Raw genomic sequence first — 21633 nt, 5'->3', positions numbered from 1 at the left:
TTCAGCCGCGCGGTGCGCGCCGTGCAGGCCGCCGCGGCGCCGCAGCCGCGGCGGCACGCGCCCGGCTCTGCTCTTCCAGGTAGTCGTTCAGGTTGTTCAGGTGCTCGGCCATCGCGGCGCAGGCCTTGTCCGCGTCGCGCGCACGCAGGTGGCGCAGGACCTTGCGCCGCACCTGGATGATGTCCTCGCGCGGCTTGGGGTCGATGCGCGCGAGCAGGCTGCGCACGATCTCCGACAGCGCATCGACCAGCATCACGATCACGTCGTTGTGCGTGGCCCGCGCCAGCAGGCGGTAGAACTCGCCCACCGAGCGCGTGTTGCGCGAGCCGCCGCCTTCGCGGAACAGCGCCGCGTGGAAATCGATGTCGGCCTCGATGGCGTCGAACTCGGCATCGGTGGCGCGCTGGCAGGCCAGCCGGATGGCGACGCAGGTCAGCTCGATGCGCGCCTCGGTCACACTGGTGGTCGGGATCTGGCCCAGCGACACCATGTCGCGCACCGCCTGGGCCAGGCCCTCGGGCTGGCGGGTGTTGATGAAGAAGCCGCCATGGACCCCGGTGCGCGCCTCGACCAGGCCGGCCACCTCCAGGCTGCGCAGCGCCTCGCGCACACCGCTGCGGCTGATGTCGAACTGCTCGGCCAGTTCCCGCTCGCCGGGCAAACGGTGGCCGGGCTGCAGGGTTCCATTGGAGATCTGGCGGCGGATCTCATCGCACACCGCCTCGAAGGTTCGGCGCGTGCGCACCGGCTGGAACATGGGCCCGCCGGTCGTCGCGAGGGCTGGAGCATCTTTGGAATCGGGCATAGGAGGCGAGGTTCGGAACACGTTTGTTGTGCCGCACATCGTACTACCCGACATCCGCCGCGCATCCAATATTTTATTGGTTGAACCTATTGAACTTCATCGCTACACTTTCGGCGAAGCAATCTGCCTTGGAGACCCGATGGACTTGAACATGACCCCTGCACAGGAGGCGTTCCGCGACGAGGTGCGCAGCTTCGTGCAGCAGCGCCTGCCGCACGACATCCGCGAGCGCCTGCGACTGGGCCACCCCCCGCGCAAGCAGGACACCGTGGCCTGGCAGCGCATCCTGAACGAACGCGGCTGGGCTGCGCCGCACTGGCCCAAGCGCTACGGCGGCGCCGAGCTGGGCCAGATGGAACGCCTGATCCTGATGGACGAGCTGTACCGCGCGCCTGCGCCGCTGCCGCAGGTGTTCAACGTGACCATGCTCGGCCCGGTGCTGATGAAGTTCGGCACGCCCGAGCAGTGCAACTTCTTCCTGCCCAAACTGGCCAACCTGGACCTGTGGTTCTGCCAGGGCTTCTCCGAACCCGGCTCGGGCTCCGATCTCGCCTCGCTGCGCACCGCGGCGCGCCGCGAGGGCGAGCACTACATCGTCAACGGCCAGAAGATCTGGACCACCACCGCGCACATGGCCGACTGGGTGTTCGCGCTGGTGCGCACCGACAGCCAGGCGCGCAAGCAGGAGGGAATTTCCTTCCTGTTGATCGACCTGAAGAGCCCGGGCATCACGATCCGCCCCATCGTCTCGCTGGACGGCGACCACCATCTCAACGAAGTCTTCTTCGACGAGGTGCGGGTGCCGGTCGGCAACCTCGTGGGCGAGGAGAACAAGGGCTGGAACTGCGCCAAGTTCCTGCTGGGCAACGAGCGCACCGGCATCGCCAACGTCGGCCTGTGCCGCGAGCGGCTGGACTTCGCACGCGAGATCGCCGAGAAGACCCAGGAGGGCCACCGGCGCCTGATCGACGCGCCGCAGCTGCGCAGCGAGTTCGCCACCCTGGACGCGGAGATCCGCGCGCTGGAGATCACCAACTGGCGCTTCCTGCTGACCGACAGCGCGCGCGAGGCGCTGCCCAGCTTCGCCTCGGTGCTCAAGCTCAAGGGCGTGGAGCTGCAGCAGGACATCGGGGCACTGCTGGCGCGCCTGGCCGGCCCGGCCGGGCTGGAACGCCGCCCGCTGGACGACCTGGACGCCGGCCCCCTGGTGCCGCGCTACTTCTACTCGCGCGCGGCCTCCATCTACGGCGGCACGAGCGAGGTCCAGAAAGACATCCTGGCCAAGACGCTCCTCGGCTGACACGGAAGGCACGCACAGATGAACTTCGAACTCAATGAAGAGCAAGCGCAGCTGCAGGACAGCGTGCGCCGCCTGCTGGCCGACCATGGCCGTTTCGAGCAACGCCGGGCCGCGGTGGCCACGGCCGACGGCTTCCAGCGCAGCCTGTGGCGGCACCTGGCCGAGCTCGGCGTCACCGCGCTGTGCGTCGACGAAGCCCATGGCGGCTTCGGCGGCGGTGCGGTCGACCGGCTGCCGGTGCTGCAGGCCTGCGGCCATGCCTTGTTGCTGGAACCGGTGCTGTCGTCCAGCGTGCTGGGCGCCACGGCCGTGCAGCTGGCCGGCGACAGCGCCGCCAAGGCGCGGCTGCTCGCGCCCGCCGCCGCCGGCCAGCGGCTGCTGGCCTGGGCGCACGACGAGGCGGACGCGCGCCACGCCAGCCGCTGGGTCGCGACCCAGGCCACGCAGCGCGCCGGCCACTGGACGCTGACCGGGCGCAAGAGCCACGTGCTGCACGGCGAGACGGCGGACCACCTCGTCGTCAGCGCGCGCATCGACGGGGCACCGGACGCCGCGCGCGGCACCGCGCTGTTCGTGGTCGATGCCGGTGCCGCCGGCCTGCAGCGCCGGGGCTACCGCCTCGTGGACGACACGCCCGCGGCCGAGCTGATCCTGGACGGCGCCGCCGCCCAGCCGCTCGGCGACCCGCACGACCACGCGCTCGCCGACGCAGCGCTGCAGGGCACGCTGAACGCCGGCCTGGCGGCGGTCTGCGCCGACATGCTGGGCGCGATGGAACTGGCCTTCGAACTCGCGGTGGACTACCTGAACACGCGCCAGCAGTTCGGCCGCCTGATCGGGCAGAATCAGGCGCTGCGCCACAAGGCCGCCGAGATGCAGGTGGGCCTGGAAATGTCGCGCAGCATGGCGATGGCCGCCGCCATCGCGGCCGACCGGCCCGGCAGCCCGGACGCCGCGGCCGACCTGCTGCGCGCCAAGCTGGTGATCGGCCGGCATGCCCGGCAGCTCTGCCAGAACGCGGTGCAGATCCACGGCGGCATCGGCATGACCGAGGAGTACGCCGTCGGCCATGCGTTGCGGCGCATCCACGTGCTGGACCAGCTGTTCGGCGACAGCGCCGCCCAGGCCGCGCGGCTCGCGGACGCCTGGGGCCCGCGCGCGTGATCCTGCCGCGCTTCGACACCCTGCTGTTGCAGCGCGAGGGCGGCGTGCTGACCGTCACGCTGCACCGGCCGCAGGTGCTGAACGCGATGACGGCCGCCATGCGCGACGAGCTGTGCCGCGCGCTCGATCTGGCCGATGCCGACGACGCCGTGCGCGCCGTGGTCTTCACGGGCAGCGGGCGCGCCTTCTGCGCCGGCTTCGACCTGTCGGCCGGGGACACGGCCTTCGACCCGGCGGCGCGGCCCGCCGATGCCGCGCCAGGGCGCGACGGCGGCGGCGTGCTGGCGCTGCGGCTGTTCGCCAGCCACAAGCCGCTGATCGCAGCCGTCAATGGCGCCGCCGTGGGCATCGGCGCATCGATGCTGCTGCCCATGGACATCCGCATCGCCAGCGAGGACGCCAGGCTGGGCTTCGTGTTCGCGCGCCGCGGCATCGTGCCCGACGCCTGCGCCAGCTGGTTCCTGCCGCGCGTGGCGGGCATCGGCAACGCGCTCGCCTGGACAGTGTCGGGCCGCCTGCTGACGGCCCGCGAAGCCATGGCTGGCGGCCTGCTCAGCGAGGTGTTGGCGTCCGCCGACCTGCTGCCACGCGCGCAGGCGCTGGCGCGCGAGATCGCGGAGCACGCCGCCCCGGTCTCCGTGGCCCTCACGCGCCAGCTGATGTGGCGCATGTTGGGCGCAGCCCATCCGATGCAGGCGCACCGCGTCGAAAGCCGGCTGATCGCCGAACGCGGCGCCGCAGCCGATGCGCGCGAAGGCGTGCGCGCCTTCCTGGACAAGCGCCCGCCCCGCTTCACGGGCACGGCCACCGCGGACATGCCGCCGTCCTACCCCTGGTGGACAGAGCCGGCGTTCGACGCGCCCTGACGCCACCCGCGCGCCGGTACCCGCTTGCGGCGGGCCAGGCGAGAAGATATTATTTGGTACTACCATTGAATTCAGAGACAAGCCCCATGCCCACCCCGCTGATCTATCTGGACGAACGCGCCATGGCGCGCGACGCCGTGCTGCTGCAGGCCCGCCGCGCCGCCACCGGCCTGGACGCCCTGGGCGTCGGCGAGGGCGACTTCGTCGCACTGCTGCTGCGCAACGACTTCGCGTTCTTCGAAGGCCAGCAGGCCGCCGCCGCACTCGGCGCCTACTGCGTCCCGATCAACTGGCACGGCAAGGCCGAGGAAGTGCTGTACGTGCTTGGCGACGCCCGGCCCAAGGTGCTGGTGGCCCATGCCGACCTGGTCGCGCCGCTGCGTGGCCAGCTGCCGGCCGGACTGCAGCTGCTGGTCGTGCCCACGCCGCCCGAGGTGCAGCAGCGCTACGGCATCTCCGAGGCGCTGGCGCAGCCGCAGCCGGGCGACCTGCGCTGGGACGACTGGTGCGCCGGCTTCAGCCCCTGGGACGGCCCGCCCAAGCGCAGCCGCGCAACCATGATCTACACCTCCGGCACGACCGGCCACCCCAAGGGCGTGAAACGCGAAGCGGCCACGCCCGAGCAGGCGGCCGCCTATGTCGCGCTGATCGCCAGCGTGTACGGCGTGACGCCCGGCGTGCGGGCGCTGGTGGCGGGCCCGCTGTACCACGCCTCGCCCAATGCCTACGGCCGCCAGGCGCTGCCGAACGCCGAGGTGCTGGTGCTGCAGTCCAAGTTCGACCCCGAGGAAACGCTGGCCCTGATCGCCCGGCACCGGCTGACACACGCCGTGATGGTGCCCACCATGTTCGTGCGGCTGCTGAAGCTGCCGGCCGAGGTGCGCGCGCGCTACGACGTGAGCTCGCTGCGCTGGGTCACGCACACCGGCGCGCCCTGCCCCGTGGAAGTCAAGAAGGCCTTGATGGAGTGGTGGGGCCCGGTGGTCTACGAGACCTACGGCGGCTCGGAGGTCGGCACCGCCACGCTGGCCACGCCGCAGGACTGGCTGGCCCACCCCGGCAGCGTGGGCGTGCCCACGCCGGGCACGCGCATCGCGTTCTACGGCGAGGACGGCCAGCCCGTGCCCGCGGGCGAGATCGGCGAGATCTACATGCGCGTGCCGGCGTATGCCGACTTCACCTACCTGAACCACGAGGCCAAGCGCGCCGGCGTCGAACGCGACGGGCTGATCAGCTGCGGCGATGTCGGCTACCTGAAGGACGAGCGCCTGTACCTGTGCGACCGCCGTTCCGACATGGTCATCTCGGCCGGCACCAACATCTACCCGGCCGAGATCGAGATGGTGCTGCTGCAATGCCCCGGCGTGCAGGACTGCGCGGTGTTCGGCATTCCCGACGACGAGTTCGGCGAATCCCTGGCCGCGGCCGTCCAGGCCGTGCCCGGCGCCACGCTGACCGCCCAGGACATCCGCGCCTACCTGGAGCCCCGGCTGGCCAAGTACAAGCTGCCGCGGCGCATCGACTTCCACGCCGCGCTGCCGCGCGAGGACAGCGGCAAGATCTTCAAGCGCCGCCTGCGCGAGCCGTTCTGGCAAGGCGCAGGCCGCAGCATTTGAACGCCGGCATGCAGCCCGCGGAGATCGAGGCGGCGCTGGCGGCCGCGCTGCGCGGCGCCGGGCCGGCGGGCGAAGTGCGCGGCCTGCGCCGCCTGACCGGCGGGGCCACGAAGGAGACCTGGTGCTTCGACTGGTGCCTGCCCGGCAGCAGCGAGGCGCTGATCCTGCAACGCTCGGCCGCCCGGGCCGCACCGCCGGGCCATCCGCCCCGGCTGGACGCCGGCCAGGACGCCGCGCTCATGTGCGCGGCCCGCCAGGCCGGCGTGCCGGCACCCGTGGTGCGCCTCGTGCTGCAGCCGCAGCACGGCCTGGGGCCGGGCTACGTCACCGGGCACGTGGCCGGCGAGACCATGGGCCGCAAGCTGGCCCGCGACGGCGCCTTTGCCGCCGCGCGCGGGCGGCTCGCCCGCCAGTGCGGCGAGGCCCTGGCCGCCATCCACCGCATGCCGACGGCCGACCTGCCCTTCCTGGCCCGGCTGGCGCCGGCCGACGAACTGGCGATCTACGGCGGGCTGCTGCGCGACCACGCCATCGCCCACCCGGCGCTGGCCTACGCACTGCGCTGGGTCGGCCAGCACCTGCCGACGCAGTGGGATGCGCGGGTGGTGCATGCCGACTTCCGCAACGGCAACCTGATCGTCGACCAGCAGGGCCTGCGCTGCGTGCTGGACTGGGAGATCGCGCGGATCGGCGACCCGATGCAGGACCTGGGCGTGCTGTGCATGCGGACCTGGCGCTTCGGTGGAGCCGGCGAGGTGGGCGGCTTCGGCACGCGCGAGGACCTGTACGCCGCCTACGAAGCCGCCGGCGGCGCGCCCGTGGACCCGGCGCGCGTGCGCTTCTGGGAGGCGTTCGGCAACCTCAAGTGGGCCATCGCATGCGTGCGCCGCGGGCTGGGCGCGCGCGCCGACGGCCGGCCCGCCAGCCTGGAGCTTTGCGCGGTCGGCCGTCGCCTGGAAGAGCCGCTCTGGGACTTCCTGTCGCTGCTGGAGACCGCGCCATGATCCCGCCCGCCACCGCGCTGCTGCAGGCCACGGCCGACTACCTGGAGCACGAACTGCTGCCCACGCTGGACGGCTACCACCGGTTCCAGACGCGCATCGCCGCGAACGTGCTGCGCACCGCGCTGCGCGAGGCCGAACTGGCACCCGCGCACGACGCCGCGGCCGGCGCGCGCCTGCGCGCCCTGCTGCAGCGCGAGGGCGACACCGCCACGCTGAACCGGGCCCTGCACGATGCCATCGCATCGGGCGCCATGCCGCTGCACGCGCCGGAGCTGGTGCAGCACCTGCGCCAGTCGCTGCGCGAGGCGTTGGCCATCAACAACCCGCGCTGGACCGCGCACCAACACCAACACCAACACCAAGGCCCCGAGCATGCAACTGAGTGAAGAACAAGCCGCGTTCCGCGACGGCGTGCGCCGCCTGGTGCAGGACCACGTGGCGCCGATCGCCCCCGAGATCGACGAGAACGACCGCTTCCCCGAAGAGCTGATCGAGGTCTACGGCGACATGGGGCTGCTGCAGCTGTGGGTGCCCGAGGCCTACGGCGGCCCCGGCGCCAACCTGACCATGGTGTGCCTGGCGCGCGAGGAGATCGCGCGCGTGTCCGAATCCTGCGCGCTGATGGCCGGCATGAACACCATGTTCGCGCTGCCCATCATGCACTTCGGCAGCGAGGCGCAGAAGCAGCACTACCTGCCCCTGCTGGCCCGGGGCCGCACCGTCACCGCGATCGCGATCAGCGAGCCCGACTGCGGCTCGGACGTGGGCGGCATGCGCACGCGCGCCGTGCGCGAAGGCGACCACTACGTCATCAACGGCCAGAAGCAGTGGTGCACCTTCGGCAGCCGCGCTGACTACCTCATGCTGTTCGCCAAGACCGGCGACGGGGCCGGCGCCAGCGACATCAGCGCCTTCATCGTCGACGTGAAGAACGCCAAGGGCCTGAGCTTCGGCCGCAACGAACGCAAGATGGGCATGAAGGGCACGATCAACGTGCCCATCCACCTGGACAACGTGCGCGTGCCGGTGGACCACATGCTGGGTGCCGAGGGCCAGGGCTTCCGCTCGGCCATGCGCGCGCTGGACCTGAACCGCCCGGCCATCGCCGCGGCCTCGGTCGGCCTGGCGCAGGGCGCGTTCGACGCGGCGCTGGACTATGCCAAGCAACGCCGCCAGTTCAAGCGCGCCATCATCGAATTCCAGGGCATCCAGTTCATGCTGGCCGACATGAAGATGCAGATCGAGGCGGCGCGCGCGCTGACCTACGAGTGCGCGCGCCTGGGCGACGCCGAGGACTGGGCCCAGCTGCCGATCTTCGCCAGCATGGCCAAGTGCTTCGCCAGCGACGTGGCCATGAAGGTCACCACCGACGCCGTGCAGGTCTTCGGCGGCTACGGCTACGTGCGCGACTACCCGGTCGAAAAGATGATGCGCGACGCCAAGCTGAACCAGATCTTCGAGGGCACGAACCAGATCCAGCGCGTGGTGATCGCGCGCGAGCTGATGCGGTCCTGAGCCCCCTTCCCCATGACATTGGAGACAACGATGAACCCCACACGACGCGACGCACTGCAATCGGCGCTGGCACTGCTGGCCGCCACGGCCTGGCCCGCAGCGCGGGCGCAGGCGCCCTACCCCAGCGGCCCGGTCCGCTTCATCATCCCGACGCCTGCCGGCGGCGGGCACGACACCATGATGCGGCTGATCGGGGCCAAGCTGACCGAGGCCTGGGGCCAGCCGGCCATCGTGGAATCCAAGGCCGGTGCCAGCGGCGCCATCGCGGCAGGCTATGTCGCCAAGCAGCCGCCCGACGGGCAGACGCTGCTGCTCGGCTACAGCGCGCTGCTGACCAACCTGGTGTTGCAGGCGAACACACCCTACAAGCTCAGCGAGCTGGCACCGGTCAGCATGATGGCGGTCACACCCATCGCGCTGGGCGTGCGCACCTCGCTCAACGTCAACACCGTGCAGGAGTTCGTGGCCCTGGTCAAGCGGCGGCCCGGCAAGTTCAGCTATGCCTCCTACGGGCCAGGCTCCGGCGGGCACTTCGTGGGCGAGCAGATCAACGCGGCGGCCGGCGTCGACATGGTGCATGTGCCGTACAAGGGCGAAGCGCCGGCCCTGCAGGACCTGCTGGGCGAGCAGGTCGACGCGGCCGTGGTCTCGCTGGGCGGCGTCTCGCGCTACGCCGGCAAGATCAAGGCGCTGGCGGTGGCCAGCCCGTCGCGCTTTCCGCTCTACGCGGACGTGCCGACCTTCGCCGAGTCCGGCCTGCCCGGTGTCAACCTGCCGGGCTGGGCCGCGCTGCTGGCGCCCGCCGCGACGCCCAAACCGGTGCTGCACAAGCTCGGCGCGGAGATCAACCGCATCCTGCTGCTGCCCGACATCCAGCCCAAGCTGCTGGAACTGGGTTTCGAGCCGGTCGCCTGGCCACCGGAGAAGCTGGCGGGCTTCATGGCCGAGCAGTTGGCGATCGCCAAGAAGCTTGTGGACGACGGACGTGTGAAGCTGACGGGTTGAGCGGCGCGGCAGCGCCTGGCGGCGTCGGGCCGCCGTGCCGTTCAGCCGAACAAGCAGTGCGCCGTTGCGACGAGCCGCTCACCCTGCACCAGCCGTGCCTGCACGAACGACGCCCGGGCGCCCCCCTTCGCCAGCCGTGCCGTCACCATCGACGCTTCGGCCCTGGCCGCGCGCAGGTAGCGCACCGTCATGGCGGACAGGCGCTGCGCCGGCGACGCGCACCCGGCCCGCACTGCGGCCGTCAGCAGCCCGGCGCCGACCACACCGCCGTGCAGCGCCGGCAAAGTGACCGAGCCGACCAGCCGCTCGGCGAACGGCAGCGTCCACCCACCTGGCGTGGCCGCCCCGTCCAGGGTCCCGTCGAAGCCGCCCGCGGCAGGTGCCCCGGCGGCGGCGAAGCGGGCGACCGCCTGCGCGCGGCGCGCGAGGTAGACGCCATCGGCCGGCGCCTGGCCCGGCCCACTGCCGACGATGTAGCGCGCCGTCATGCGCATGAAGGCGGCCGCGTCCAGCGACCCTGACGCGGCCTGGCCCAGTACCAGCGCGCTGCCGTGGGACTGCGCATGCACGCAGGCGTGCGCCCAGACGTCCTGCCCTGGCTCGGGCGAACCCAGCACATCCACGCGCAGCTCCAGCGTGGCGGCGGCCACCGACGGCAGCGCGGCGTAGACCGCCGCGCCGCCGGCCTGGTCCAGCAGCGCCACCACGGCACGCAGGTCTACCGCCGTGCCGGCCGCATCCAGCACGGCCGGGGCACAGGGCAGGCGCATGCGGATGCCGGCCGCATCCTGGCCCTCCCAGCACACGCCCAGCGTGCGCATGAAGGGAACGCTGGCCGTGTGCCAGCCGAGGTCGACGGCCGCCATGTCAGGCAGCGAGGGCCAGCGCGGCCGACAGCCTCTCGCGGCACTCGGACACCATGCGCGCGAGCAGTTCCTCGCAAGACGGGATGTCGTCGATCAGGCCGACCACCTGGCCAGCCCAGACCACGCCGCCGTCCACCTGCCCGGATTGCAGCGCCGCCTGCCCGCGGGCGCCGGCCACCAGCGTGCGCAGATCGTCGAAGCTGCAGCCGCCGGGCCGGCGCTCCAGCGCCAGCACTTCCTCGGAGACCGCGTTGGACAGCACCCGGGCGGTGTTGCGCAGCGTGCGGAAGATCAGCCGCGTGTCGGTCTGCTGCGCCGCCACCAGCGCGTCCTTGATGTTCTGGTGCACCGATGCCTCGCGCGTGGCGACGAAGCGCGTGCCCATGTTCACGCCCTCGGCGCCCAGCGCCAGTGCGGCGGCCATGCCGCGGCCATCGGCGATGCCGCCCGAGGCGATCACCGGCACCTTGAGCGCGCGCACCGCGGCGGGAATCAGCACCAGGCCCGGCACGTCGTCCTCGCCCGGGTGGCCGGCGCATTCGAAGCCGTCGATGCTCACGATGTCGACCCCGCGCTCCTGGGCGGCCAGCGCGTGGCGCACCGAGGTGCACTTGTGGACCACCGCGACACCGGCGCCGCGCAGCCGGTCGAACACCTCCTGCGGCACGTTGCCGGCGGTCTCGACCACGCGCACGCCGTGCTCGACGATGGTGGCGAAGATGCGGTCGTAGGGGGGCGCCTGGGTCGAGCGCAGCATGGTGACGTTCACGCCGAAGGGCCGGTCCGTGAGGCGCCGGCAGCGTTCGATCTCGCGGCCCAAGTCTTCGGGCGTGGGCTGGGTCAGCGCGCTCAGCGTGCCCAGGCCGCCCGCGTTGCTGACGGCGGCCGCCATCTCGGCGCGGCCGACCCATTGCATCCCGCCCTGGACGATGGGAATGCGGATGCCGAGCAGGCGGCTCACGCGGGTATCCATGGTGTTCATCTTCTCTTTCACTCCAGCTTGATGTTGTTGGCGCGCACCACCGCGCCCCATTTCTGCAGGTCTTCGGCGATGGTGGTGGAGAACTCGGCGGCGCTGCTGCCCACCGGCTCGAACCCCAGCTCCAGGATGCGCGCCTGCACGTCGGGCAGCAGCGTCACGCGGCGCACTTCGCGTTCAAACTTGTCGACGATGGCCTGCGGCGTGCCCGCCGGCAGGAACACGCCGCCCCAGCCGGGCAGGTTCACGTCGGGGTAGCCGGCCTCGGCCAGGGTCGGCACGTCGGGGAAGGTCTTGAGCCGCTGCGGGTTGGCGACCGCCAGGATGCGGACCCGGCCCGTGCCGGCCTGCCGGGCATAGAAGCCCACCGAGCCGTAGGCCAGCTCGATCTGTCCGCTCGCCAGGTCCGGAAAGGCCGCCGCCTCGCCCTTGTAGGCGACATGCTTGATCTGCATGCCGGCCGCCTTGTTCAAGCCTTCGCCGATGATGTGCCCCGCCGAACCGGCGCCGTAGCTGCCGAACGACAGCGCGCCCGGCTTGCGCCGGGCAAGCGCGACCACGCTGCCCAGGTCGCGCGCCGGCAGGTCCGCATTCGCCGCCAGGGCGATCGGGAACCAGGCCACCAGCGAGACCGGCGCCAGGTCGGCCGCCTTGTAGGGCGGGTTCGCCTGCAGCACCAGGTTCTGCACGAAGCCGCTCAGCGTGAACAGCGCGGTGTAGCCGTCGGGCGCGCTCTTGGCCACGTAGGACGTGGCCACGATGCTGTTGGCGCCGGCCCTGGATTCCACGATCACGGGCTGTCCCCAGGCCGCGCCCACATTCTCGGCCACCAGCCGCGCCAGCACGTCCAGGTTGCCGCCGGCCGCCGTGGGAATCACGAAGCGCACGGGCTTGGAGGGGAACGGTGCCTCCTGTGCCTGGGCCGCGCCGCCCAGCAACGCCAGCGCCCATGTCACTGCCACGGCCACGGTTCTCGGGAAGAAGGTTCGCATGATGTCTCCGTTGTTGGTTCAACCAATAAACAATTGTCGGCAGCATGCGTCCGGCCGTCAACGCGCAGCGACGGTCGGCTTCAAATTTCTCTTAATTGGCCCAACCAATGATAATAATATTGGTAGAACCACATTGGCCAACCAGCGCCTGGGACTGCCCCAAGGCCACCCCGATCCACCCCGATCCACCCTGACCACGAGAACCGACCATGCTCACCACCGAAGACAACGAACGCCTCACGCGTGTCGGCCCCGGCACCCCGATGGGCCAGCTGATGCGCCTGTACTGGCTGCCCTTCCTGCCCAGCACCGACCTGCCGCCCGGCGGCCAGCCGCAGCGCGTGCGCCTGCTGGGCGAGGAGCTGCTGGCCTTCAAGGACAGCGAAGGCCGGCTCGGGCTGGTGGACCATGCGTGCCCGCACCGCGGCGCGCCGCTGGTGTTCGGCCGCAACGAGGATTGCGGCCTGCGCTGCGTCTACCACGGCTGGAAGTTCGGCGTGGACGGCAAGGTGCTGGACATGCCGGCCGAGCCGGCCGACACCCGCCTGAAGGAGAAGACCCGCCTCAAGCACTACCGCTGCACCGAGCGCAACGGCATGGTCTGGGCCTACATGGGCCCCGACCAGGACGCCCCGCCCCCCCTGCCCGACATGGAATGGAACCTGGTACCGCAGGAGAACGTGCACGTGAGCTTCCGCGTGCAGGAGTGCAACTGGCTGCAGGCGGTGGAAGGCGAGATCGACTCGGCCCACGCGGCCATCCTGCACGGCCGCATCGACGCGCAGGGCGCCATCAGCGAATGGGTGGCCAAGCGCGACCTGCGCCCGATCTTCGAATGCCAGAAGCAGGACTTCGGCATGAGCGTGGCCTCGCGCCGCGTGCTGGACGAGAACACCCACTACTGGCGCGTGAACCAGTTCCTGCTGCCCTTCTACACGCTGGTGCCGCCACAGTCCAAGTACCCCGAGCTGAGCGGCCATGCCTGGGTGCCGCTGGACGACCACCACACGCTGTGCATCATGTTCTCGTACACGCCGGTCACGCCGTTCTACGAGAAGACGCGCAAGCTGTTCGTGGAAGGCCACGCCGGCCGCGAGACCGGGCATCCCAGCCAGGACGCCTACGTGCCACGCCCGCCGACGCAGCCGTTCGCCAAGTACTGGACCAAGTTCAACAACGAGACCGGCTTCCTGTTCAACTACGACGCGCAGACCAAGACCTGGTTCTCCGGCCTGCCCGGCCTGTGGGTGCAGGACGCCGCCTGCCAGTCCGGCGTGGCGCCGATCTACGACCGCTCCAAGGAGCACCTGGGCATCAGCGACACCGGCATCGCCATGACCCGCCGCCTGCTGCTGGACAGTGTGCGCAAGCTGTCGGCCGAGGGCGTCAAGCCGCCCCGCTACGACGACCCCGCGCTGTGGATGGTGCGCGCGGTCTCGCTCACGCTGCCGGCCAGCGCATCGTGGAAGGACGACGGCGGCAAGCTGGCGATGACGGCCCGCCTGGGCGAAGACTTCGGCTACGCGCTGTGAGCCTCGGCGACGGAACACGCACGTGAACGACCTGCTCAAGCTGCGCCTGCGCCAGATCCGGCTGGAGGCGGAGGACATCGCCTCTTACGAGCTGGTGTCGGCCACGGGCCAGGCCCTGCCTGCTTTCACGGCCGGTGCGCACATCGACCTGCACCTGCCCGAGCAGATGGTGCGCAGCTATTCGCTGCTGAACGACCCGGCCGAGACGCACCGCTACGTGATCGCCGTGCAGCACGACAAGGAAGGCCGCGGCGGCTCGGCCTGGATGCACACCCGGCCCCGCGTGGGCGACGTGCTGCAGGCCGGCGCCCCGTCGAACGACTTCGCGCTGGCCGACACCGCGGCACCGGCGGTGCTGATCGCCGGCGGCATCGGCATCACGCCGCTGCTGTCCATGGCTCGCCAGCGCCAACGCGGACAGCGGCCCTGGCAGCTGCACTATGCGGCGCGCTCGGCACGGACCGCGGCCTTCGTGGACGAACTCGCCGCACTGGACGCCGGTGCGCAGGCCGTGCAGCTGTACCTGGGCGACAGCGGCGAGGCGCGCATGCCCTTGTCGGCCATCGTGGCCGCCGCGCCGCCCGAGGCGCACCTGTACTGCTGCGGCCCGGCGCGCATGATCGACGCGTTCGTCGCCGCCTGCGCCGCCCGCCCCGCCGCGCAGGTGCACACCGAGCGTTTCGCCGCCAGCAGCGCGGCCGCCACCGCGGGCGGCTTCGAACTGGTGCTGCAGCGCAGTGGCCACCGCTTCACGGTGCCCGAAGGCAAAACCATCCTGGACACCTTGCTGGACCACGGCGTGGACGTGCAGTACGCCTGCTCGGCCGGCGTCTGCGGCACCTGCCGCACGCGCGTGGTCGACGGCACGCCCGACCACCGCGACGACTACCTGTCCGACGACGAAAAGGCCTGCAACGACGCCATCATGGTGTGCTGCTCGGGCGCCCGCTCGCCGACCCTGGTGCTGGACCTCTGAGGCGCACGCATGCTGGCAGACGCTTCCTCCATGGCCCACGACGCCCCGCCTGCGAAGCTGCCGGCGCAACCCGCCATGGTCGGCATCGTGCACTACCTGCGCGAACGGCGGCTGCAGCCGGGCGACCGCCTGCCGTCCGAACGCGACTTCGCCGAGCGCCTGGGCGTCGGCCGCAATGCCGTGCGCGAGGCACTGGCCACGCTGGTGGCGTTGCGCGTGGTCGATTCGCGGCCCAACTCGGGCATCTACCTGCGCCACATGGCCAAGGAAAGCAGCTTCGAGGCGCTGGTCATGCTGACCGGCCTGGGCGAGACGCCGACGCCGAACGAGGTGGCCGAAACCACCGAGGTGCGGGCCCACCTGGAGGTGCTCGCCGCCGGCCTGGCCTGCCAACGCCGCAGCGATGCCGACCTGCAGCGCCTGCATGGCATCCAGCAGCGCACCGAGCAGCTGCTGGCCGAGGGCGGCAACATCGCCGGGCAGGACACGCAGTTCCACCTGGCGGTGGCCGACGCCACCCACAACTCGGTGCTGGTGCGGGTGCTGAACGCGTTCTACGAGTTCACGGCCGGCCGGCGCACCGTCTGGTTCCAGGACCGGGCCGAAGGCGCGGCCTCGGCTGCCGACCACCGGCAGATGATCGCGTGCATCGAACGGCGCGACACGGCCGCCGCCCAGGCGCTGGTGCTGGGGCACATGCACCGCGCCAGCCGCCACTGGCACCAGTTGCTCGACAGCCCCGGCGACCAGCCAGCGCCCCCTGATCCACGCCGCTCTTCCGTTCCCCATCCCCACGAGAAACCGACATGACCCAGTCCCGCATCCTTCGCCGCCACGCGCTGGCACTCGCCCTGCTGGCCGTCGCCCTGCCGGCCGCCGCGCAGACCTACCCCAGCAAGCCCATCCGCGTCATCGTGCCGTACGCGGCCGGCGGCAGCACCGACCAGCTGGCGCGTGCCGTGCAGCAGCCATTGGCCGAGGCGCTGGGCCAGCCCGTCATCATCGACAACCGCCCGGGCGCGGGTGGCGCCATCGGCACCGACATGGTGGCCAAGGCCGCGCCCGACGGCTACACGCTGGTCTTCGGCAACAGCGGGCCCAGCGCCCTGCTGTCCCTGATGCGCAAGACGCCGTACGACGAGGTGCGCGACTTCCGCCCGATCTCGACCGTGGCGTTCACGCCCATGATCCTGGCCGTGCCGGCCGATCTGCCGGCGGGCAGCGTCCAGGAGTTCGTCGCCTACGTCAAGAAGCAGGACGGCAAGCTCAACATCGGATCGGTGGGCAACGGCTCGTTCTCGCACCTCACGAGCGAATACTTCAACACGGCCGCCGGCATCCGCCTGGTGCACGTGCCCTACAACGGCGGCGCACCGCTGACCACCGCGATGCTCGGCGGGCAGGTGCAGGCCAGTTTCGTGACCGGGCTGGACGGCGCCACCATGCTGGCCACCGGCAAGGTCAAGTACCTGGGCGTGAGCACGCTCAAGGCCACGCCCGTGGTGCCCGGCGTGCCCGCGATCGCCGACGCGCTGCCGGGCTTCAAGAGCGCGGCCTGGTTCGGCCTGCTCGCGCCCAAGGGCACGCCCGACGAGATCGTCCAGAAGCTGAACGCGGCGGTGGTCGCGGCCGTGGCACGGCCGGAAATCCACAAGCTCTTCACCGGCCGCAACGTGGAGGCACGCAGCAGCACGCCGGCCGAGATGGAGAACCTGATCAAGGACGAGATCCAGCAGTGGAAGCCCGTGATCCAGGGCGCCCGCATCGAGATGTGAAACACCGAGACGACATGCACAGCAACGACATCCAGAGCCGCCTGGCGGACTTTCCCGAACACCAGCCACGCCCTGCCGGCGCGCCGCTGCCGCTGGCCGGCCTCCGCGTGGTGGACTTCACCCACTTCATCGCCGGCCCGCTGGCCACCATGATCCTGGCCGACATGGGCGCCGAGGTCATCAAGGTCGAGGCCATTGGCCAGGGCGACGCCTACCGCTACTACCCCCCGGCCCATCCCGACGACCCCACGCTGGGCGGCCCCTACCTCTGGTGCAACCGCAACAAGCAGAGCATCGCGCTGGACCTCAAGAGCCTGGACGGCCAGCAGATCGCGCGCGAGCTGATCGCCGGCGCCGACGTGGTGGCCGAGAACTTCAGCACCGGCGTGATGGACCGCCTGGGCCTGGGCTACGAGAGCCTGAAAGCGCAGAACCCGCGGCTGGTCTATGCCTCGGTCTCGGCCTACGGGCGCGAAGGCGCGTTCGCCGACCGCCTGGGATTCGACCCCATCGCCCAGGTCGAGAGCGGCTTCGTCTCGATGAACGGCTACGCCGACCGCGAAGGCGTGCGCGCGCTGTCGCCGGTCATGGACATCAGCACCGCGATGATGGCCGGCAACGCCATCCTGGGCGCGTTGATGGCGCGCGAGCGCCACGGCATCGGCCAGCAGGTGGACGTGGCGCTGTTCGACAACGCCGTGCTGATGACAGGCTACGCCAGCGTACAGCACCTGTTCAGCGGCGAGGAGCCGCAGCGCCATGGCAACACCAGCCCGGACACCTGCCCGTCGGGCGTGTTCCATGCCAGCGACGGCGCCTTCTACATCAACTGCGGCAACAGCAAGATCTTCCAGCGCCTGATGACCCAGGTGATGGAACGGCCCGACCTGGCCGCCGCGCCCGAATACGCCACGCCCAAGGGACGCATCGCCCGCCGCGAGGAGCTGTTCGCCATCCTCGGCGAAGCCTTCGCCCGGCAGCCGTGGAGCCACTGGCAGCCGCGCATGCGCGCTGCCACCATCCCCTGCGGCCAGGTGCGCAGCGTGGGCCAGGCGCTGCGCTCGCCCGAGGCGGCCGAGCGCCGCCTGGTGAGCCGCGTGGCCCACCCGCAACACGGCTGGGTGCCCAACGTGGCCTCGCCGATCCGCTATTCGGCCACCCCGGTGGCCGACCCCGTGGCCGCGCCCGACATCGGCCAGCACACGGAGCAGATCCTGCGCGACAGGCTGGGCTACAGCGCCGAGCGCATCGCCGCGCTGGCGCAGGCCGGCGCCATCGCCACGGCCACGGCGCGATGAGCACAGCGGCGCGCACGCTGCGCGGCCGGGTCGCCGTGGCGGGCATCGGCGAGACGCCGTACTACAAGCACGGCGGTTCGCCCGACCCCGAGTTCAAGCTGGTGCTCAAGGCCATCCTGGCAGCCTGCCAGGACGCGGGCATCGACCCGCGCACGGTGGACGGCTTCGCCTCGTACAGCAACGACCGCAGCGACCCGGCACGCCTGGCGGCCGCGCTGGGCGTGCGCCAGCTGCGCTCGGCCACCATGCAGTGGGGCGGCGGCGGTGGGGGCTGCTGCGCCGCCGTGGCGAACGGTGCGGCCGCCATCCACGCCGGCCTGGCCGACTGCGTGGTGGTCTACCGCGGCCTGGCCCAGGGCCAGTTCGGCCGCTTCGGCCAGGGCGGTGGCGAGCCCACCGTCAGCGGCGACATGGCCTACCAGATGCCCTACGGCGTGCTGGCACCGCCGCAGAAGTTCGCCATGCGCGTGCAGCGCTACCTGCACGAACACGGCATCGCGCGGCCGGCGCTGCGGGCCATCGCCATGGCCTCCTACCACCATGCGCAGGCCAACCCCCGCGCCGTGATGCACGGCAAGCCGCTGGACGAAGCCCGCTACGACGCGGCGCGCTGGATCGTCGAGCCGCTGCGGCTGTTCGACTGCTGCATGGAGAACGACGGCGCCGCCGCGGTGCTGCTGGTGTCGGCCGAGCGCGCGCGCACGCTGGCGCCCAAGCCGGCCTACATCCTGGGCACGGCGACCGGCGCGGAGCACCGCGCCGCGGCATCGCCCCATGCCGCACCGCGCTACGCCAGCGCCAACTACAGCGGCGTGGCCGCCGACCTGTACCGCATGGCCGGCCTGGGCCCGCAGGATGTGGGCGTGGTGCAGAGCTACGAGAACTTCACGGGCGGCGTGGTCATGGCGCTGGCCGAGCACGGCTTCTTCGCGCCCGAGGAGGCCAACGACTTCCTGCGCACCGAGAACCTGCTGGCCCCCGATGGCCGGTTGCCGCTGAACACCAGCGGCGGCAACCTGGCCGAGTGCTACATGCACGGCTTCGAGCTGGTGCTGGAGGCCGTGCGCCAGGTGCGCGGTACCTCCACCAGCCAGGCCCGCCGCAGCGACGTGGCGCTGGTGATCGGCGGCCCCATGGTGTCGCCCGCCAGCAACCTGCTCCTGGGATCGGAGAACACGCTGTGAGCACGACGACCTACCTGCCGCCCGGACTGCCCGCGCCCGTGCCCGAATCCGACGACCTCTCCAAGCCCTACTGGGACGGCCTGCGCGAGAGCCGGCTGCGCGTGCAGCGCTGCACGCACTGCCAGACCTGGCAGTTCGGCCCCGAATGGATCTGCCACAAGTGCCATGCCTTCGATCCGGCCTGGGTCGACGTGGCGCCGCACGGGCGCATCTTCAGCTGGGAGCGCGTCTGGCACCCCTCGCATGCCTGCCTGAAGGGCCACGGCCCCTACCTCGTGGTGCTGGTCGAACTGCCGGACGCCGGCGGCCTGCGCATGCTGGGCAACCTGCTCGGCGACCCGCTGCAGCAGGTGCACATCGGCGCGCCCGTCACCGGTGTCTTCGAACACCATTCCCAACCCTTTCCCCACACCCTGCTGCAATGGACCATTCCCCCCTGCACCCCGCCGGACCGCTGACCGGCCTGCGCGTCGTCGAATTCGCCGGCATCGGCCCCGGCCCCTTCGCCTGCATGCTGCTGTCCGACATGGGCGCCGATGTCGTCACCGTCGACCGGCCCGACAGGAAGCTGGGCGACCGCCAGAACATCGTCGGCCGCGGCCGTTCCGTGGTGCAGGCCGACCTGAAGGACCCGGCCGCGCGCGCCCAGGTGCTGGCGCTGCTGGCACAGGCCGACGTGCTGGTCGAGGGCTTTCGCCCCGGCGTGATGGAACGGCTCGGCCTGGGGCCCGACGCGGTCGCGGCCCTCAACCCGCGCCTGGTCTACGGCCGCATCACCGGCTGGGGCCAGACCGGCCCGCTGGCCAAGGCGGCCGGCCACGACATCAACTACATCGCGCTGACCGGCGCGCTGCACGCCATCGGCCCGAAGGACGGGCCACCGAGCCCGCCGCTGAACCTGGTGGGCGACTACGCCGGCGGCAGCCTGTACCTGGTCAGCGGCATCCTGGCGGCGCTGCACGAGCGCCAGCGCTCGGGCCGCGGCCAGGTGGTCGATGCCGCCATCACCGACGGCACCATCTCGCTCATGAGCACCTTCGCCACGATGGCGCTGCGCGGCAGCTTCGTGGAGCAGCGCGGCAGCAACCTGCTGGACGGCGGCGCGCCCTACTACGGCAGCTACCGCACGGCCGACGGCGAGTACGTGAGCATCGGGCCCATCGAGCCGCAGTTCTTCGCGCAGCTGTGCGAGCGCATCGGCGTGGCCGAGCACCTGCGCGGATCGCAGGGCGACCGCGCGGCCTGGCCCGCGCTGCGCGCCGAGTTCGAGCGCCTGTTCGCCATGCGCACCCAGGCCCAGTGGTGCGAACTGCTGGAAGGCAGCGACGCCTGCTTCGCGCCCGTGCTGCCGCTCAGCCGGGCGTGCGAGCACCCGCACAACCGCGCGCGCGCGGCGTTCGTCGACGTGCAGGGCGTGGTGCAGCCGGCACCGGCGCCGCGCTTCTCGCGCACGCCGTCGCAGGTGCAAGGGCTGGCGCCCACGCAAGCCAGCACGGTCGAAGCCGTCCTGGGGCGCTGGCCCGCCGGCTGAACCGGGCGTGGCTTCGGGGTTGATCTCATTGGTCCAACCATTTACCATTGGGTATCCATCCCACAGAGAGACCCATGGACTTCAACCTCCCCCCCGACGCCGCCGAGATGCAGGCCGCCACACGCAAGGTCGTCGACGAGCTGCTGCAGCTCGAGCCCCAGTACCACGCCACCGGCCAGGTGCCCGACGCGGTCGAGGACGCGCTGCGCGCGATGGGCTTCTACGGCATGTCCATCCCCGAGGCCTATGGCGGCAACCCGCTGGACCGCATCACCAGCACCGCGATCCAGCTCGAGCTGGGCCGGCTGCCGCCGCAGTTCTGGCCATTCGTGCGCTCCGCGCTGGGCCCGGGCGTGCACATCATCGTGGACCATGGTTCGGAGGAGGTGAAGCGGCAGTGGCTGCCCGGCATCGCCGCCGGCACCTCGCGCAACTGCATCGCCATCACCGAGCCGCATGCGGGCTCCGACGCCGCCCGGATGAGCACCACCGCCGTGCGCGACGGCGACCATTACGTGCTGAACGGCAGCAAGATCTTCATCTCCAACGCCAACCACTGCCAGAGCGTCACGGTGCTCGCCTCCACCGACCGCAGCCAGGGCAAGAACGGCATCTCGGCCTTCCTGCTGGACACCCGCACGCAGGGCTTCCAGGTGACGCGCACCATGCCCACCATGGGCTGGATGGACGACAGCCTGTGCGAGGTCACGTTCACCGACTGCCGCATACCCGCCAGCCACCTGCTGGGCGAGGAAGGCCGCGGCCTGGGCTACGCCATGTCGGGCCTGAACGAGGGCCGACTGAACGTGGGCTGCCAGGCGCTGGGGCCGGCCACGATCGCGCTGGAACAGACCATCGAGCATGCCAAGACCCGCGTCACCTTCGGCCAGGCGCTGGCCGAGCACCAGGCCATCCAGCACATGATCGCGGACATGGCGATGGACCTGCACGCCGCGCGCATGGTGCTGTGGGAAGCCGTGTGGCGCGCCGCGCGGGGCGAGGATGCGCGCCTGAAGGCCTCCATGGTCAAGGTGATCTGCACCGAGGCGGCCTGCCGCATCGCCGACAAGGCGCTGCAGATCTTCGGCGGCTCGGGCTACTGCCGCGGCACCGTGGTCGAACGCGTCTACCGCGACCTGCGGGTGCTGCGCATCTACGAAGGCGCCTCCGAGATCCACCGCAACATGATTGCGCGGCAGCTGCTGCACTGACGCCACGGTTCCAG

At 71.4% G+C, this 21633-nt stretch carries 21 protein-coding genes; 17 read left to right on the top strand and 4 right to left on the bottom strand.

Features of this window, described 5'->3' with window-relative positions:
- Window position 1: 1 nt before the first annotated feature.
- Entirely contained in the window at window positions 2-805 is an 804-nt protein-coding gene (locus tag ASF45_RS21975) for a FadR/GntR family transcriptional regulator (protein WP_063887743.1), read from the bottom strand.
- 139 nt (window positions 806-944) lie between these two features.
- On the opposite strand from ASF45_RS21975, the gene ASF45_RS21970 reads away from it, so the two are divergent.
- The 8 genes from ASF45_RS21970 to ASF45_RS21935 all read left to right on the top strand — a co-directional run bounded on the left by ASF45_RS21970 (window position 945) and on the right by ASF45_RS21935 (window position 9275).
- Window positions 945-2105, top strand: a complete 1161-nt coding sequence (locus tag ASF45_RS21970; RefSeq protein WP_056667906.1) for an acyl-CoA dehydrogenase family protein — start codon at window positions 945-947, stop codon at window positions 2103-2105.
- An 18-nt stretch (window positions 2106-2123) separates the two neighbouring features.
- Entirely contained in the window at window positions 2124-3269 is a 1146-nt protein-coding gene (locus tag ASF45_RS21965; protein WP_056667903.1) for an acyl-CoA dehydrogenase family protein, read from the top strand.
- Entirely contained in the window at window positions 3266-4135 is an 870-nt protein-coding gene (locus tag ASF45_RS21960; protein WP_056667901.1) for an enoyl-CoA hydratase-related protein, read from the top strand. The genes ASF45_RS21965 and ASF45_RS21960 overlap by 4 nt, the downstream gene beginning before the upstream one ends.
- A gap of 86 nt (window positions 4136-4221) precedes the next feature.
- On the top strand, window positions 4222-5751 hold the full coding sequence (locus ASF45_RS21955; RefSeq protein ID WP_056667897.1) for an acyl-CoA synthetase: 1530 nt from the start codon (window positions 4222-4224) through the stop codon (window positions 5749-5751).
- An 8-nt stretch (window positions 5752-5759) separates the two neighbouring features.
- Window positions 5760-6755 carry a phosphotransferase family protein gene (locus ASF45_RS21950; protein ID WP_056667894.1) on the top strand — a complete coding sequence of 332 codons (996 nt, stop codon included), beginning with the start codon at window positions 5760-5762 and terminating at the stop codon, window positions 6753-6755.
- Window positions 6752-7141 (top strand): DUF6285 domain-containing protein, encoded by a 390-nt coding sequence (locus ASF45_RS21945; protein WP_056667891.1) that lies wholly within the window; start codon window positions 6752-6754, stop codon window positions 7139-7141. Before ASF45_RS21950 ends, ASF45_RS21945 begins: the two co-directional genes overlap by 4 nt.
- Window positions 7128-8270 (top strand): acyl-CoA dehydrogenase family protein, encoded by a 1143-nt coding sequence (locus ASF45_RS21940; protein ID WP_056667888.1) that lies wholly within the window; start codon window positions 7128-7130, stop codon window positions 8268-8270. The genes ASF45_RS21945 and ASF45_RS21940 overlap by 14 nt, the downstream gene beginning before the upstream one ends.
- A 30-nt stretch (window positions 8271-8300) precedes the next feature.
- Entirely contained in the window at window positions 8301-9275 is a 975-nt protein-coding gene (locus ASF45_RS21935; RefSeq protein WP_056667885.1) for a tripartite tricarboxylate transporter substrate binding protein, read from the top strand.
- Between the two features lie 41 nt (window positions 9276-9316).
- Here the strand turns inward: ASF45_RS21935 and ASF45_RS21930 are convergent, their stop codons facing one another.
- Genes ASF45_RS21930 through ASF45_RS21920 form a run of 3 tightly spaced genes read right to left on the bottom strand, consistent with a single transcriptional unit; the run spans window position 9317 to window position 12112 of the window.
- Window positions 9317-10141 (bottom strand): acyl-CoA thioesterase domain-containing protein, encoded by an 825-nt coding sequence (locus ASF45_RS21930; RefSeq protein WP_056667883.1) that lies wholly within the window; start codon window positions 10139-10141, stop codon window positions 9317-9319.
- Between the two features lies 1 nt (window position 10142).
- The gene (locus tag ASF45_RS21925) at window positions 10143-11114 is read right to left on the bottom strand and encodes a nitronate monooxygenase family protein (protein ID WP_056668761.1); all 972 of its coding nucleotides are present in this window, start codon (window positions 11112-11114) and stop codon (window positions 10143-10145) included.
- 17 nt (window positions 11115-11131) lie between these two features.
- On the bottom strand, window positions 11132-12112 hold the full coding sequence (locus ASF45_RS21920) for a tripartite tricarboxylate transporter substrate binding protein (RefSeq protein ID WP_063887742.1): 981 nt from the start codon (window positions 12110-12112) through the stop codon (window positions 11132-11134).
- A 209-nt stretch (window positions 12113-12321) separates the two neighbouring features.
- On the opposite strand from ASF45_RS21920, the gene ASF45_RS21915 reads away from it, so the two are divergent.
- From ASF45_RS21915 to ASF45_RS21875, 9 genes are all read left to right on the top strand, one after another.
- A complete protein-coding gene (locus ASF45_RS21915) occupies window positions 12322-13644 on the top strand; it encodes a Rieske 2Fe-2S domain-containing protein (protein WP_056667877.1) in 1323 nt (440 codons plus the stop codon).
- A gap of 22 nt (window positions 13645-13666) precedes the next feature.
- Window positions 13667-14620, top strand: coding sequence for a PDR/VanB family oxidoreductase (locus tag ASF45_RS21910; RefSeq protein ID WP_056667874.1), 954 nt, complete (start codon window positions 13667-13669; stop codon window positions 14618-14620).
- A 9-nt stretch (window positions 14621-14629) separates the two neighbouring features.
- On the top strand, window positions 14630-15430 hold the full coding sequence (locus ASF45_RS21905; RefSeq protein WP_056667871.1) for a FadR/GntR family transcriptional regulator: 801 nt from the start codon (window positions 14630-14632) through the stop codon (window positions 15428-15430).
- The gene (locus ASF45_RS21900; RefSeq protein ID WP_056667868.1) at window positions 15427-16395 is read left to right on the top strand and encodes a tripartite tricarboxylate transporter substrate binding protein; all 969 of its coding nucleotides are present in this window, start codon (window positions 15427-15429) and stop codon (window positions 16393-16395) included. Before ASF45_RS21905 ends, ASF45_RS21900 begins: the two co-directional genes overlap by 4 nt.
- A gap of 14 nt (window positions 16396-16409) precedes the next feature.
- Window positions 16410-17693, top strand: coding sequence for a CaiB/BaiF CoA-transferase family protein (locus ASF45_RS21895; RefSeq protein WP_056667865.1), 1284 nt, complete (start codon window positions 16410-16412; stop codon window positions 17691-17693).
- Window positions 17690-18877: a hypothetical protein gene (locus ASF45_RS21890; RefSeq protein ID WP_056667862.1), complete on the top strand. Its 1188-nt coding sequence runs from the start codon at window positions 17690-17692 to the stop codon at window positions 18875-18877. Before ASF45_RS21895 ends, ASF45_RS21890 begins: the two co-directional genes overlap by 4 nt.
- Window positions 18874-19335, top strand: coding sequence for a Zn-ribbon domain-containing OB-fold protein (locus ASF45_RS21885; RefSeq protein ID WP_082551200.1), 462 nt, complete (start codon window positions 18874-18876; stop codon window positions 19333-19335). The genes ASF45_RS21890 and ASF45_RS21885 overlap by 4 nt, the downstream gene beginning before the upstream one ends.
- Window positions 19299-20408, top strand: coding sequence for a CaiB/BaiF CoA-transferase family protein (locus tag ASF45_RS21880; protein ID WP_056667858.1), 1110 nt, complete (start codon window positions 19299-19301; stop codon window positions 20406-20408). The genes ASF45_RS21885 and ASF45_RS21880 overlap by 37 nt, the downstream gene beginning before the upstream one ends.
- Window positions 20409-20482: 74 nt before the next feature.
- Entirely contained in the window at window positions 20483-21619 is a 1137-nt protein-coding gene (locus ASF45_RS21875; protein WP_056667854.1) for an acyl-CoA dehydrogenase family protein, read from the top strand.
- The last annotated feature ends 14 nt before the right edge of the window (window positions 21620-21633 follow it).

The sequence above is a fragment of the Pseudorhodoferax sp. Leaf265 genome (assembly GCF_001422365.1).
Taxonomy (GTDB): Bacteria; Pseudomonadota; Gammaproteobacteria; order Burkholderiales; family Burkholderiaceae_C; genus Pseudorhodoferax.
Note: the sequence above shows the minus strand (reverse complement) of the source record. Positions and strands in the feature narration are given on the sequence as shown.